Origin of the sequence: Streptomyces longhuiensis (genome assembly GCF_020616555.1) — a bacterium.
Taxonomy (GTDB): Bacteria; Actinomycetota; Actinomycetes; order Streptomycetales; family Streptomycetaceae; genus Streptomyces; species Streptomyces longhuiensis.
The window spans coordinates 1455814-1469589 of the sequence record NZ_CP085173.1 but is presented as its reverse complement, the minus strand read 5'-3'; the positions used below and the strand labels follow the sequence as shown (position 1 = coordinate 1469589).

At 72.4% G+C, this 13776-nt stretch carries 17 protein-coding genes; 9 read left to right on the top strand and 8 right to left on the bottom strand.

What is annotated here, in order from left to right; translation table 11 throughout:
* Positions 1 to 8: 8 nt before the first annotated feature.
* The 5 genes from LGI35_RS07060 to LGI35_RS07040 form a co-directional block, all read right to left on the bottom strand.
* Entirely contained in the window at positions 9 to 428 is a 420-nt protein-coding gene (locus tag LGI35_RS07060; RefSeq protein ID WP_227293035.1) for a TOBE domain-containing protein, read from the bottom strand.
* A 208-nt stretch (positions 429 to 636) separates the two neighbouring features.
* Positions 637 to 1728, bottom strand: a complete 1092-nt coding sequence (locus LGI35_RS07055; protein WP_227293034.1) for an ABC transporter ATP-binding protein — start codon at positions 1726 to 1728, stop codon at positions 637 to 639.
* A gap of 61 nt (positions 1729 to 1789) precedes the next feature.
* The gene (modB, locus tag LGI35_RS07050) at positions 1790 to 2671 is read right to left on the bottom strand and encodes a molybdate ABC transporter permease subunit (protein ID WP_227293033.1); all 882 of its coding nucleotides are present in this window, start codon (positions 2669 to 2671) and stop codon (positions 1790 to 1792) included.
* Positions 2668 to 3495 carry a molybdate ABC transporter substrate-binding protein gene (gene modA, locus LGI35_RS07045; protein ID WP_227293032.1) on the bottom strand — a complete coding sequence of 276 codons (828 nt, stop codon included), beginning with the start codon at positions 3493 to 3495 and terminating at the stop codon, positions 2668 to 2670. The genes modB and modA overlap by 4 nt, the downstream gene beginning before the upstream one ends.
* A 71-nt stretch (positions 3496 to 3566) precedes the next feature.
* Complete coding sequence (locus LGI35_RS07040) at positions 3567 to 3953, bottom strand: TOBE domain-containing protein (RefSeq protein WP_227293031.1); 387 nt, start codon at positions 3951 to 3953, stop codon at positions 3567 to 3569.
* A gap of 148 nt (positions 3954 to 4101) precedes the next feature.
* Here LGI35_RS07040 and LGI35_RS07035 point away from each other — a divergent pair, with 148 nt between their 5' ends.
* The 3 genes from LGI35_RS07035 (at position 4102) to LGI35_RS07025 (ending at position 5254) form a co-directional block, all read left to right on the top strand.
* The gene (locus LGI35_RS07035; RefSeq protein ID WP_227293030.1) at positions 4102 to 4572 is read left to right on the top strand and encodes a molybdopterin-dependent oxidoreductase; all 471 of its coding nucleotides are present in this window, start codon (positions 4102 to 4104) and stop codon (positions 4570 to 4572) included.
* Positions 4573 to 4701: 129 nt separating this feature from the next.
* The gene (locus tag LGI35_RS07030) at positions 4702 to 4893 is read left to right on the top strand and encodes a hypothetical protein (protein ID WP_227293029.1); all 192 of its coding nucleotides are present in this window, start codon (positions 4702 to 4704) and stop codon (positions 4891 to 4893) included.
* 136 nt (positions 4894 to 5029) lie between these two features.
* Positions 5030 to 5254 (top strand): hypothetical protein, encoded by a 225-nt coding sequence (locus tag LGI35_RS07025; RefSeq protein WP_227293028.1) that lies wholly within the window; start codon positions 5030 to 5032, stop codon positions 5252 to 5254.
* Between the two features lie 98 nt (positions 5255 to 5352).
* Here LGI35_RS07025 and LGI35_RS07020 read toward each other — a convergent pair whose 3' ends face one another.
* The 3 genes from LGI35_RS07020 to LGI35_RS07010 all read right to left on the bottom strand — a co-directional run bounded on the left by LGI35_RS07020 (position 5353) and on the right by LGI35_RS07010 (position 8827).
* A complete protein-coding gene (locus LGI35_RS07020; RefSeq protein WP_100594555.1) occupies positions 5353 to 5745 on the bottom strand; it encodes a TOBE domain-containing protein in 393 nt (130 codons plus the stop codon).
* Positions 5746 to 5767: 22 nt separating this feature from the next.
* Positions 5768 to 6223: a GNAT family N-acetyltransferase gene (locus tag LGI35_RS07015; RefSeq protein ID WP_227293027.1), complete on the bottom strand. Its 456-nt coding sequence runs from the start codon at positions 6221 to 6223 to the stop codon at positions 5768 to 5770.
* A gap of 108 nt (positions 6224 to 6331) precedes the next feature.
* Entirely contained in the window at positions 6332 to 8827 is a 2496-nt protein-coding gene (locus LGI35_RS07010) for a SpoIIE family protein phosphatase (RefSeq protein WP_227300225.1), read from the bottom strand.
* 175 nt (positions 8828 to 9002) lie between these two features.
* On the opposite strand from LGI35_RS07010, the gene LGI35_RS07005 reads away from it, so the two are divergent.
* The 6 genes from LGI35_RS07005 to LGI35_RS06980 all read left to right on the top strand — a co-directional run bounded on the left by LGI35_RS07005 (position 9003) and on the right by LGI35_RS06980 (position 13766).
* Entirely contained in the window at positions 9003 to 9413 is a 411-nt protein-coding gene (locus LGI35_RS07005) for a RidA family protein (protein WP_227300224.1), read from the top strand.
* 73 nt (positions 9414 to 9486) lie between these two features.
* Positions 9487 to 10134: a DUF1707 SHOCT-like domain-containing protein gene (locus LGI35_RS07000; RefSeq protein WP_227293026.1), complete on the top strand. Its 648-nt coding sequence runs from the start codon at positions 9487 to 9489 to the stop codon at positions 10132 to 10134.
* Between the two features lie 96 nt (positions 10135 to 10230).
* Positions 10231 to 10875 (top strand): TetR/AcrR family transcriptional regulator, encoded by a 645-nt coding sequence (locus tag LGI35_RS06995; RefSeq protein ID WP_227293025.1) that lies wholly within the window; start codon positions 10231 to 10233, stop codon positions 10873 to 10875.
* A gap of 137 nt (positions 10876 to 11012) precedes the next feature.
* Positions 11013 to 11978, top strand: a complete 966-nt coding sequence (locus LGI35_RS06990) for an alpha/beta hydrolase (RefSeq protein WP_227293024.1) — start codon at positions 11013 to 11015, stop codon at positions 11976 to 11978.
* Positions 11975 to 12859 carry an alpha/beta fold hydrolase gene (locus LGI35_RS06985; protein WP_227293023.1) on the top strand — a complete coding sequence of 295 codons (885 nt, stop codon included), beginning with the start codon at positions 11975 to 11977 and terminating at the stop codon, positions 12857 to 12859. Before LGI35_RS06990 ends, LGI35_RS06985 begins: the two co-directional genes overlap by 4 nt.
* A gap of 67 nt (positions 12860 to 12926) precedes the next feature.
* Positions 12927 to 13766, top strand: a complete 840-nt coding sequence (locus tag LGI35_RS06980) for an alpha/beta fold hydrolase (RefSeq protein ID WP_227293022.1) — start codon at positions 12927 to 12929, stop codon at positions 13764 to 13766.
* Positions 13767 to 13776 lie beyond the last annotated feature (10 nt).

Here is a 13776-nt window from a genome sequence, read left to right as displayed (position 1 = left end):
TCCGACCGTCACGCGGTCGCGAGCGAGACCTCGGTCGACTTGATCAGCGCCACGACGGAGGTGCCGGGGGCCAGGGCCAGGTCGGCGACGGCGTCCTTGGTGATCGCGGACGTCAGTTCGCCGCCCGGGACGCTGACCTTGACGGAGGCCATGGCGCCGCCCGTGGCGATGTCGTCGACCGTTCCGGCGAGCTGGTTGCGGATGGACAGCCCCTCGACCTTGCCCGTGGCGAGGGAGATCTCCGTGGACTTGACCAGGGCGCGTACGGCGGAACCCTCGGTGAGGCCGAGGTCCTTGACGGCATCCAGGGTGATCGCCGCGGTGATGTCCTGGCCGCCGTCGAGGCGGACCTTGACCGTCGCCATGGCTTCCCCCGCGGTGATGCCCGTAACGCTGCCGGGAAGCTGATTGCGGATGCTCAGGCTCATGCGGAACGCCGCACAGAAAAGGTATGGAATGTCAGGCTTTGGGCCTGCGTAGGCCTCACCGTAGCCGGGTTGGGCGTGGCTGGTGCGAGGCGCGTCGCATCTGCGAGGAGAAGGGGTGTGGGCGCCTGGCAGGTCGAAGGCGCCCAGTTCGTCACGGGGATGCCGGGGTGTGGCTTGCTGCCGGATGCGGGGACGCGGGGGTGCGGCGTCAGGCGGGGTACGCGTGCGTCTGCGTCGCCTTGACCGTGGCCCAGACGGGAGCGCCCGGGTGCAGGTTCAGCTCCGCGGCGGCGACGGTCGTGAGGTCGGCGGCGAGCGTGAGTTCACCCGTGAGGTCCGCGCGGATCTGGTCCCCGTGCGTCTCGAGCCCGGCGACCTGGCACCGCCACAGATTGCGGGCGCTGGCGCCGGTGGGCCGGTCCCGGTACAGGGTCACGGCGCTCGGCGGGAACGCCACGAAGGCGGGTCCCGACAGTTCCTCGCTGGTCGCGATGTCCGGCCCGGAGTCGATCTGCACCACGTGCCCGTCGGCCTGCCCCTTGTAGAGGTTGAGGCCGACCAGCTGGGCGATGTAGTCCGTACGTGGATGACGGGCGATGTCGGCGGGGGCGCCCTCCTGGACGACGCGGCCGTGCTCGATGACGACGAGTCGGTCGGCGAGCACCATCGCGTCCAGTGGGTCGTGTGTGACCAGTACGGCGACGGCCTCGAAGTCGGCCAGGTGACGCCGGAGTTGGGCGCGTACGTCGAGACGGGTGCGCGCGTCGAGCGCGGCGAGCGGCTCGTCGAGGAGCAGCAGCCGGGGATGAGTCGCCAGGGCGCGGGCCACCGCGACGCGCTGCGCCTGGCCGCCGGACAGCCGGCGCGGCTTGGCGCCGTGATGGTCGGCGAGCCCCATGCGGTCCAGCCACTCCGCGGCCTGCTCACGCGCCTCGGCCTTGGACACGCCGTGGCAGCGCGGGCCGAAGGCGACGTTGTCCAGGGCGCTCAGGTGAGGGAAGAGGAGGTAGTCCTGGAAGACCACGCCGACCGGCCGGGACTCGGGCGCGATGCGGTCCAACGCGACGCCGTCCAGGTGCAGATGACCGCCTGTCAGAGGCGTCAGGCCGGCCAGGGCGCGCAGGGCTGTGGTCTTGCCGGCGCCGTTCGGCCCGAGCAGCGCGACCACGTCGCCGGGGGCGGCGCGCAGCGTGACGTCGAGGCAGAAGGTGCCGCGGTCGACGACGAGGCGGGCGTCCAGGCCGTCGGCGTGGACGTCGTCGGCGGGGACGCCACCGGTGACGTGGTCGAGGTGCGTCATGAGGCGGTCATCCGGTGGTCGGACGGTCCGGCGAGGACCGTGTGGGGGAGGGCAGGGCCGGTCATGATGCCGTCACCCAGCGGTCCCGCAGCCCCGCGAGGACCGCGATCGACACGGCGAGCAGCACCAGGCTGAGGGCGATCGCGGCGGCCGGGTCGTTCTGGAGCGCCAGGTACACGGCCAGCGGCATCGTCTGCGTACGGCCGGGGAAGTTGCCCGCGAACGTGATGGTCGCGCCGAACTCGCCGAGCGCGCGCGCCCAGGCGAGCACGGCACCCGCGGCGATGCCGGGCATGATCAGCGGCAGCGTCACCCTGCGGAACGCCGTGAAGCGGGAGGCGCCCAGCGTCGTGGCGGCCTCCTCGAACCGCGGATCGGCGGCCCGCAGCGTGCCCTCCACGCTGATGACGAGGAACGGCATCGCCACGAACGACTCCGCGACCACGACCCCCGCGGTGGTGAACGGCAGCGTGATCCCGAACCACGAGTCCAGCACCTGTCCGACGACGCCGTTGCGTCCGAGGGCCAGCAGCAGGGCCACACCGCCCACCACCGGGGGCAGTACGAGCGGCAGCGTCACCAGGGCCCGCACGAGGCCGCGCCCGGGGAATTCCGTGCGCGCGAGCAGCCAGGCGAGCGGCACCCCCAGAACCAGGCTCACCGCCGTGGCCGCCGTCGCGCAGATCAGCGACAGCTGGAGGGCCTGCCAGACCTCCGGACTGGTCAGCTGCTCGGGCAGGCTGCGCCAAGGGGCCCGTACGAGCAGGGCGATCAGGGGCAGCAGCAGGAACGCGAGGCCGACGAGGGCGGGCACCAGAAGCGGCAGCGGCACCCCGCGGCGCCGGGCGCCCGGCCGGGCACGCCGACGCCGCGGCCCGGCCCCACGGGTGTCGCCACCCGTGAGGACCTCGGCCGCGGCGCCGGACTTGTCGAGCTCGGTCACGGCTTGAGGAACCCTGCCGCCGTCAGGACCTTCTGGCCCTCGGAGGACTGCACGAGCGCGATGAACTCCTTCGCCGCCTCCGCGTTCGGCGCGTCCTTCAGGAGCGCGATCGGGTAGTCGTTGATGGCGTTCGTGGACTCGGGGAACTCGACGCCCTCCACCTTGCTGCCCGCGGCCTTCACGTCGGTCTTGTAGACGACGGCGGCGTCGGCCTCCTTCAACTCCACCTTCGTCAGGGCGCTCTTGACGTCCTGCTCGTACGAGACCGGGGTGAGCTTCAGCTTGCTGGCGTCCAGCGCCTTCTGCGCGGCGGCGCCGCACGGCACCGTCTTGTCGCAGAGCACGACCTTGAGGCCGGACTTGGTGAGGTCCTTGAGGGAGGCGACCTTGTCGGGGTTGCCCGGCAGGGTCGCGATCTCCAACTGGTTGCGCACGAACGTCGACGGGGCGGTGGCCGCGTCCTTCTTGTCCGTCACGATCGCCATCGTCTTGGGGCTGGCGGCGGCGAACACGTCGGCCGGCGCGCCACCGGTGATGCTCGCGGCGAGGGTGTCACTGCCGCCGAAGCTGAACGTCACCTTCGTACCTGGGTGGGCCTTCTCGAAGTCCTTGCCCAGGGTGGTGAAGCTCTCCTTGAGCGAGGCCGCCGCGAAGACGGTCACCGTGCCCGTGAGCTTCTTGGCGGAGTCCTTGGACGCCGAGGAGGAGTCCTTCTTGGACGACGAGTCCGAGCCGGAGGAGCAGGCGCTGAGCGCCAGCAGCGCGGCGACGCCTACGCCGGTCACCTGCAGGGTCCGGCGGGTCCGGCGCGTGTAACGGGTCATCACGGGGTTACTCCCTAGGGCTCTCTTGGGAAGAATCGGGCTGATTCTCGGCGAAGCGTCCGGCGGACGCTTCAAGGACTTTCGACGACCACGTTGGTCGATTTGATCACGGCGACGGCAGGCACACCGGGTTCCAGCTCCATCTCCTCGGCCGACTCCCGGCTGACCATGGCCACGACCCGGAAGGGTCCGGCCTGGATCTCCACCTGCGCCGACACACCCCCGAGGACCACCTCGGTGACGATGCCGGAAAGGCGGTTGCGCGCCGAGGATCCGTTGTTCGTCCGCTCGGTGCGGTGCAGCTGTCGGGCGAAGGACGCCAGGTCCGCCCCGGGGATGATCCGGCGGCCCAGCTCGTCACGCTCGGCATGCAGCCTCCCGCCGTCGACCCAGCGTCGAAGGGTGTCGGCGCTGACGCCCATCAAGGCGGCCGCCTCCCCGATCCGGTAGGTGCGCATGCACGGATCATACTGCCGCAGATGCGAGGGGGAAGTCTCTTGTTGCATCGCATGAGCTGGATCATGTGCGGATGGGGGTAGGCATGTGCGTTTGTATGAGAGTGCTGTGGCGGCGGCCCGGGTACGGTCATTCGGGAGGTGGTAGTCCGTGCGTCAATCTCTTACGGCCGCCGATCCGGTGGCAGAGCTCGCCCTGACCGGCGATGTCGCTCGCCCGGCCCGGCTGACGGTGCCCGATCTGCTCGAGTGGCCCCAGCACACGGCCCGGGTCAGCTTCGAGTGCGCCACGAGCGGCGTCCAGGAGCACAGCTTCGCGGGCCCGCTGCTGCACGACGTCCTGCGGGACGCCGGGCCCGGCTTCGACCCCGCCCGCCGCAAGGACCGGCTGCGGTTCCTGATCGCGGTGACCGGAGCGGACGGCCATCACGCCCTGCTGTCCTGGGCGGAGATCGACCCGGACTTCGGGCGGGCCCCCGTCCTGCTCGCCGTCACCATCGACGACACGCCCCTCGACCGGGCCGGACCCCAGCTCGTCCTGCCCCAGGACCGCTGCGGGGCGCGGCACATCAGCGGCATCAACGCGATCCGCGTGGACGGCCGCTACGCGCCGTGGGCGTGACACGGCGGGAGCACCACCGGCACACCGGACCCCCCGACCGCCCACGGAGTGCCGAATGCTGCTGCGCCGGCGCGAACACCTCGTCGCGCTCACCCGTGAGCGGCACTTCGCGCGGGCGCATGGCTGCACATGTTCGGCGTACCGGACGGGATGCGGGTGGCGCCGCTGGACGGGCAGGCGCACGGCCCGCGGGTCGGCCTGGGGGTCGCCCGGCACGACCCCGCGTCCGTCCTGGCCGAGGCGCTCCTGAAGGTGGCGCGCGAGGCGGGCTTGCGGGACGCGCTGGGCGACCCGCTGAGGACGTACCTCAAAGACGCGTAACGGCCCGTGCCCTCTCGCGGCGGCCTTGAGGGAATCCTCCTGTCCCGGCATGGCAACGTTCCCTTGGACCGGTCGCGTTCACCGTGAGGATCGTTGAACGGCACCTTGCGGAAACGGGGTTGAGGAGTCCCACGTCATGGCCAGAGTGCTCTGCGCGCGGCACGACGACCCGACCGACGGATACCCGAAGACATACGCCCGCGACGACCTCCCGCGCATCGACCACTACCCCGGCGGCCGGTCCGCCCTCACGCCCGAGGCGATCGAGTTCACGCCCGGCCGGCTGCTCGGCAGGGTCTCGGAGGAGCTGGGCCTGCGCCGGCCTTGCTCGACGGCGGCCCGATCCGTGACGACTACCTGATCGTGGAGGGTGGCGCGCCGGCCGGCGCGGGCGCGCACTCCTGCTCCACGGCGACCGGTGACTCCTGAGGCCGGTGAGACGGCCGCCGCCCGCAGACGTCAGGTGCGGTCGATGTGCACGTTCGTCGACTTCACGCGGGCGGTGGCCTCCGCGCCCACCTCAAGTCCCAGCTCCTCCACGGCCTCACGCGTGAGCAGCGACACCAGCCGGTGAGGGCCCGCCTGAATCTCCACCTGGGCCGCCACGTCACCCAGCTTCACGGCGGTGACGATGCCCGGGAAGGCGTTGCGCGCGGAGGTGTACGAGATGTCGTCCTCGCCACCGGTCCTGGCGACCTCGACCGAGAGGGCGGCCAGGTCCCTGCCGTCGATGAGCCGCCGCCCACCCGCGTCACGATGGGTGGCCACTCTGCCCGCGTCGGCCCATCGACGTGCGGTGTCCGGGCTCACGCCGAGGAGCCGGGCGGCCTGGCCGATCGTGTAGGACTGCATACGCGCCAAGATAGACGAATACTCAGGTGAGCCCGTCCTCGGCGAGTCGCATCGTGAACCAGAGGGCGGGGTCCTCCGGCAGCACGTATCGCTCCACTTCCACGAACCCGTGCTTCTCCGCGAACCGCACCCCGGCCACGTTGGACGCCAGGATGACCGTCTCGATGACGGCGGCGTCCAGGGTGCGCGCGTGCTCCAGGCCGTGCCGGTAGAGGACTTCGCCGAAGCCCTTCCGGCGGTGGTCGGGGAGCACACGGGCGATCACCGTGGCCGTGGCGGTGTCGTCCGTCGGCGGGCGCACCGTCGTGCAGCCCACGAGGGTGTCGCCGAGATAGGCGACCTCCAGATGGTTGCGCCCCACCCGCTCGCGCACGTCGTCGAGGGACAGCGGGTCGGCCGGGATGATCAGGTTGTGGACGTGACGCCAGTCCTCGATCAGGGCGTCGCCCTGCACCTTCTCGATGCGGAGATCAGTCATCGCAGTAGGAAATCGTGCGCATCGCCGCACGTCAACTGCATACCTGCGCACCGTCGTCGGCGATCGGGCGACCTCTTCGCCGACCGGCGTTCCTGGCGCGGCGCTGCTTCAGCGCGTCGTCGCCGGGGGCGGTCCGTCGGCCACGTCGGCCGGTTCGTCCGTCTCCTCGGTGAGGGACTGTTCGGCCCAGATGATCTTCCCGTCGAGGGTGTAGCGCGCTCCCCAGCGCTGGGAGAACTGGGAGACGAGAAACAGGCCGCGCCCGCCCTCGTCGGTGGTGCGGGGGTGCCGCAGATGCGGAGCGCTGGCGCCCGCGTCGGACACCTCGCAGATCAGCGCACGCTCGACGATCAGACGCAGCCGGATCGGCCCGGAGGCGTACCGGATCGCGTTGGTGACGAGTTCGCTGACGACGAGTTCCGAGGTGAAGGCGAGTTCGTCGAGCCCCCACTCGGACAGCTGCCGTGTGACCTTCTTGCGTGCCTCGGCGACGACTGCCGGGTCGCTCTCCAGGTCCCAGGAGGCGACCTGCCCGGCGCCCAGGCGGTGGGTGCGGGCCATCAGCAGGGCCACGTCGTCGTTCGGGCGCGCGGGCACCAGCGCGTCGACGACGGCCACGCAGAGGCCGTCGAGGGAGGGGTCGCACCGCTCCAGGACATCGCGCAGGCGCTCCCGGCCCGCGTCGAGATCGGGCTCGCGGCCGGGTTCCCTCGGGTCGACGGCGAGCAGTCCGTCGGTGTGCAGGGCGAGCACAGTGCCCTCGGCGAGACGGAACTCGGCCGCCTCGAAGGGCAGACCGCCCGTGCCGAGCGCCGGCCCGACCGGCAGGTCGGGGAAGGAGACCGTGCCGTCCGGCGTGACGAGCGCGGGCGGGGGATGCGCGGAGCTCGCCATGGAGCACTGGCCGCTGACCGGGTCGTACACCACGTACAGACAGCTGGAGCCGAGGGCCTCGACCGCGCTGAGGGTGTCGTCCTTCCGCCTGCTGACCAGGTCGTCGAGGTGGGCCAGCACCTCCTCCGGCGGCAGGTCCAGATCGGCGAGCGTCTGGACCGCGGTGCGCAGCCGTCCCATGGCGGCGGCGCCGTCGATGCCGTGGCCGGGGACGTCGCCCACGACGAGGGCCACCCTGGCGCCTGACAGCGGGATGACGTCGAACCAGTCGCCGCCGAGGCCCGTCAGCTCGTCCGCGGGCCGGTAGCAGGCGGTGACGTCCACCGCGTCCTGCTCGGGCAGGTGGCTCGGCAGCAGACTCCGCTGAAGCACGAGTGCGGCGTCGCGTTCGCGTGTGTAGCGGCGGGCGTTGTCCACGCAGATCGCGGCCCGGGCGACGAACTCCTCCGCGAGCGCCAGATCCTCCGCGTCGAACGGGTCGGGGCGGTCGCGCCGGAAGAAGCTGGTGACACCCATCGTGATGCCGCGCGAGCGGATCGGCACGATCATCATCGAGTGCAGCCCGAGCTCGACGAGAGAGACCCCCGGGCGGCCGGGGTCGGTGGCGGTCCAGTCCTCGTCCCCGGGATCAACCTCCTCCGCGTACCAGGACTCGCCACTGGTCAGGACGCGTACGGGGGGTGATTCCGTGCGGTAGCGAGCCGTCTCCCCGATGCGGACGAGGGTCTCGGGGACCCCGGCCCGCACCGACCGGTGGCCCGCGCGCCGCAGCGTGACCATCTCCGAGTCGCTCGGCGGCCCCGCCGTCGGCTCGGCCCCTTCGAGCACCGACTCCAGCAGATCCACGGAGACGAAGTCCGCGAGGCCGGGCACCGCCACGTCCGCCAGTTCCTGCGCGGTCTGTACGACGTCCAGACTCCGGCCGATGTGCTCACCGGCCCGGTCCAGGAGGGCGAGCCGCTGCCGGGCCAGATAGCGGTCGGTGATGTCCATCGCCGTGTAGTACACGCCCAGGGGGTACCCGTTCCCGTCGTTGAGCCGAGAGAACGACATGGCGTGGCAGCTCTGTCGGTGCGGCGTGGACTGCAAGCGGCCCACCTGCTCGTACCCCACGACCGCTTCGCCCGTCTCCAGGACCTCGCGCATCTTCGCCTCGAGCCGCTCGGAGTCGAGCCCCGGCTGGATGTCCGCCAGCCTGCGTCCGAGGCGTTCCTCCGCCGGACCACCGCCGAACTGGGCCAGCGCGTCGTTCGACCACACGTACCTCAGGTCCGTGTCCACGATGGCGATGCCCAGGGGGGAACGCGTGGCCATCTGCTCCAGGACGGAACGGCTCATCTCCCATCCGGGCGTCCGCGCCAGGTCCGTCACGAGCGCGATCCAGCGCTCGGGATCCGGGCACAGCTGTGCCTCGACCACGCGCACCATCAGGGGGACGGGGTGCCCGTCGCGGTGTTTCGCCGTCAGGATCCCCGACCATCCGCCGCCCCGCCTGCACTGCTCGGCGAGCGCGGGAAGACGGGCCGCGTCCTCGGGCGTCAGGAGCTCGGCCACCTTGCGGCCCACCACCTCGGCGGCCGCGTGTCCCAGCAGTCGCTCGCCCCCGCCGGACCAGCCGGACACCACTCCGTGTGTGTCGAGCAGGACCGGCGCGGCGTCCGCCGCGTCGAGGCGCTGCTCGGTGGCATCGCTGTGTTCGCTCGTCCCCACGGCGCCCGGCTCCGTCCTGAGGGTGGTCTGCCCCTCTCGTCCATTCTTCACCTCGTGTGACGATGACGGCGGCTGTTCGCCACGCGCACGCCCCCGCGCCGGGAAAATCAGGGGCGCCCGCCGAGGTTCCTTGCGAGGATGACCGCCCGTCGTGCCCGCTCCGAAGGGAATCCACGTGCCCCGCGCCGTCTCGCTGATCCGCTCGTCCTCGCTGTCCGACGTCGCCGAGTACGCCTACGCGGCCACGGCTCCCGCCGAAGCGCGGCTGATCTTTCTCGCGGGGGCCTGTCCGCTGAACGAGGACGGCTCGACGGCGGCCGTCGGCGACTACGCCGGACAGGCGGCGAAGGCCGTGGAGAACATGCGGACGGCGCTCGCCGAGTCCGGCGCCACCCTCGACGACGTGATCAGCACCCGCGTCCTCGTCGCGTCCACGCGACAGGCGGACCTCGTGACGGCGTGGGAGGTGGTCCGTGACGCGTTCGGCGACCACGACGTCCCCAGCACGTTGATGGGGGTCACCGTGCTGGGGTACCACGACCAGCTCGTGGAGATCGAGGGCGTCGCGGCGGTACTGGACTCCTGACGGGGTGGGCCGATCGCGGACGGCCGCCGGGGCCCGGTTCCGCGGGCGGCGGCAACGCCACTAGAGTGCGTCCATGCCCGGTGAAATGGTGCCAGACCGCCGCGAACTGCGCGCGTCGCACGAGGAGCGCGACCAGGTCGTGGAGCGGCTGACCGTCGCCGCCGGTGACGGCCGGCTGACCGCGGACGAGCTGGACGAGCGGCTCGAGGCCGCTCTGACGGCCCGTACCCACGGTGAGCTGGCGGCCCTGCTCGCCGACCTGCCGGACGCCGGTCCCGCGTGGGCCGCCGGCGTCGCGGCCGCCGCTCCGAAGGATGCGTCGCGGATCGTCGTCGACAGCGCGAGCGCGAAGCGGGACGGCGGCTGGGCCGTCCCGAGGCGTCTGGAGATCGAGTCGAGGAGCGGTTCCGTCGTCCTCGACTTCACCCAGGCCGTCATCGCGGCGCCCACCCTGGAGATCGAGGTCGCGGTGCGCAGCGGGTCGGTGACGCTGCTCGTGCCGCCGGACGTCGTCGCCGACGTCGACGACGTGGCCGTACGCAGCGGCAGTGTGCGCCATCAGGCGCGGCCCGAGCCCGCGACACCGGTCAGACTGCGCATCCAGATGACGGGGGAGGTGCACGGCGGCAGCATCGCGATACGGCCGCCCAGGCCGCCCCGCCGCGGCTTCTGGCAGTGGCTGCTGCGGCGCCCGCGACCGGTGGCTGCGCTCCCTCGCTGACCGGGTCCCCTGCGAGACCTCCGGCTGAGCTTGATCATGGTCCGTCCCCGGGGGCTAAGGTCGGCCCCAGCGTTCGCTGCGCGAGGAGGACCGGCCATGGAAGCCGCCGATGTGAACACCCCTGCCGACGACGGCTCACCAGGACGGGCGGGATACCGGCGGTCGGCCGGGTCGCCGCGCGGCGAGGCCCGGCGGCGGGAGCTCCTCGCCCTCGTCACCGACGACCTAGAGGTCAACGGACTCGTGGACTTCTCGCTCCGGCGCGCGGCGCGCGCGGCCGGCACCACGCACAAGGTGCTGCTCTACCACTTCGACGGGGCCGACGACCTGCTCACGCAGGCGATCGTCCAGCTGCGTGAGCGGCGCATCGCGAAGGCGCTCGCGGCCGCCACCGAGGGCCACGACCGCAGGACGCTGGCGGACTGGGTGCGCGCGGTCTGGCCGATCCTCGTGGGAGCGGAGGCGCGCGTGCTCGACCAGGCCATCGGGCTGGCGATGTACGACCCGGAGCGCCACGCGGCGCTGGGCCGTGAGGCGTCGCAGCAGTATCTGCCCACTCTGCTGTCCGTGTGCCCCGGGCACTGGTCCGACCGTCGCAAGCTCGAGGTCGCCGAGATGGTCCTCGCCACGCTCCGGGGCTTTCTGGTGGACGCGAGGACCAGCGGTGACGCCGAGGGCGTCGCCGCCGGGTTCGAGGCGCTCGCCCGCGCGCTGGAGCGGGAGGAGGCCGCGGAGGCGTGACCCCGGCGCCGGGCCGCATCCGATCCGGCCGGACTCCGTGGCCGGAGTCCGTGGACAGGTTGTGAACCACGTGGTTCACTTTGGTGAGAGTGCTTCTCATCCACTCGGATCCACGCGGGTCCACTCGGAGGCCGGTCATGCGGATGCCCATGGAGCGGGAGAAAGTCCGATTCCCCAGCGGCGGCACCGAATGCGCCGCGTGGCACTACCCGGGGACGAACGGTGCGTGCGTGATCATGGCGCCCGGCGGCGGCGTGACCAAGGAGCCGGGCACCGACCCGTTCGCGGCGCGCTTCCACGGCGCCGGGTTCAGTGTCCTCGCCTTCGACTACCGGCGCTTCGGTGAGAGCGGGGGCGCGCCGCGCCAGATCCTGGACGTCAAGGAACAGCTCGCCGACTGGCGGGCCGCGATCGCGTGCGCCGCGGCCCTGCCGGAGGTCGACCCCGCACGCGTCGCGGCCTGGGGGTTCTCGGCCTCGGGCGGTCACATCTTCCAAATCGCTGCGCGCGCACCGCAGTTGGCTGCGGCGATCGCGCAGACGCCGCTGGCCGACGGGCCCGTGGCGTCGCGAAGGGCGATGGCGTATCAGACGCCATGGGGGATGCTCCGGCTCACCGTGAGGGGTCTCCTCGATGCCGCCGGTGGTCTCGTCGGACGTGAGCCCCGGCTGATGCCGCTCGCCGGTCCGCCCGGGACCGTGGCGATGCTCACCACGCCGGACGGGAACGAGGGCGACCGGGCGCTCAACCCGGGCAACCGCTACCCGGACTGGCAGCAGGAGGTCGCCGCCCGCTCGGCGCTGGGCCTCAGCTTCTACCGGCCGGGCCGCCGGGCGTCCCAGGCTCGGTGTCCCCTGCTGGTCGTCGTCTGCGACCAGGATCGGTCCGCCCTGCCGGGGCCGGCCGTCGACGCGGCGCGGCGAGCACCGCAGGCAGAGGTGGTCCACCTGCCGGGAGGGCACTACGCGCCCTTCATGGAGGCGCACGAGCCGGCCGTCGAGGCCGAACTCGCTTTTCTGCAGCGCCACTTGCTCGGTGAGACGCCACCCGTCGGCCATGGTGCCGCCGTCACCGCTGATCCTTCGGCCCGGAGCAGGTCATGAGGGAGATCGAGCTGACCGCAGGGACCGTCGAGTACGAGGACACGGGAGTGCGGGGCGACGCGGACGCGGACAGCGGTGGCCCCACGGTCGTCCTCCTGCACGGCCTGATGATGGACGCCTCGCTCTGGGACGGGCCGATCGCGGAACTGTCCGGCGAGCACCGGTGCGTGGCGCCGACGCTGCCCCTGGGCGCGCACCGCCGCGCGATGCGCGACGACGCCGATCTGTCGCTGCCCGGGGTCGCCCGACTCGTGGTCGAGTTCCTCGACCGTCTCGACCTGCGCGACGTCACCCTCGTCGGCAACGACACCGGCGGGGCGCTCGTCCAACTGGTCATCGCCGAGGGCGCCGCCGAGCGCGTGGGCCGCGTGGTGCTGGTCTCGTGCGAGGCGTTCGACAACCTTCCGCCGGGGCTGACCGGCAGGACGCTCGCTCTCGCGGGGAAGCTGTCGCCAAGGATGTTCGGGCTGTTCATGCAGCAGATGCGCATCGGCGCGGTGCGGCGGCTGCCGGTCGCGTTCGGGTGGCTGACCAAACGGGGCGGCGCCGCGACCGGCCGGTGGATGAGGCCCGTCATCACACAGCCGGACATCCGCCGCGATGCCGTACGGATGCTGCGCGCGGTCTTCGCCGACACCCGCGTCCTGCTCCGGGCGGCGGAGCGCCTGCCGGTGTTCGACCGGCCCGCGCTCGTCGTCTGGGCGCGCGACGACCGCGTGATGCCGCTCGCCCACGGGCGGCGCCTCGCCGAACTCCTCCCGCAGGGGCAGTTGGTCGAGATCGGGGACAGCTACACCCTCGTTCCCTTGGACCAACCCACTGAACTGGCCTCGGCCGTAAGGGAGTTCACGCGCGTACCCGATCCGGATCCCCGCCGGTGACTCCCGGCCCCGCCCAGCGGGCACCAATCCGCTTGCCATGATCGGCGCGCGGACCGAGGATGACGCCATGCCCGCCTTCACCGCACCCGACGGCACCCGGCTCGCCTACCACGTCGCGGGAGAGGGTGAGCCCCTCATCTGCCTGCCCGGTGGGCCCATGCGCGCCTCCGCCTACCTCGGCGATCTAGGCGGGCTCTCGAAGCGACGGCGCCTCGTGCTGCTCGACCTGCGCGGCACGGGCGACTCCGAAGTCCCGGCGGACCCGTCCACGTACCGCTGCGACCGGCAGGTCGGCGACGTCGAGGCGCTGCGCGTCCGGCTCGGCCTGGAGAGCGTCGATCTGCTCGCGCATTCGGCGGCCGGTGACCTCGCGCTGCTCTACGCGGCCAGGTACCCCCGGCGCGTCCGCACCCTCACGATGGTCGCCGCACGCGCACGCGCCCTAGGCGTCGACTTCACCACGGAGCACCGACTCGAAGCGGCCGCCCTGCGCGCCGGCGAACCGTGGTTCGCCGGCGCGCGTGGGGCGTACGGACGGATCTGGGACGGCACCGCGACCGACGCCGACTTCGACGCGGCGATGCCGTTCTTCTACGGGCGCTGGGACGCGGCCGCCGAGGCGCACGCCGCCGGAGAGGTCGAGCAGACCAACGAGCCGGCGGGGGACGCCTACGCCTCCGCCGGAGCCTTCGACCCCGCCGCGGCACGCGCCGCCCTGGCCGGGTGGGACGCGCGGATCCTGGTCCTGGCGGGCGAGCGGGACGGCGGCCCGCTGCCCCGGGTCGCCGCCGCTGTCGCGGAGCTGCTCCCGCACGCCGAACTGGTCGTCCAGGAAGGCGCGGGCCACTTTCCGTGGGTCGACGACCCCTGTCGCTTCACGGAGGCGGTGGCCTCGTTCCTGGGATAGCCGCTGCCGT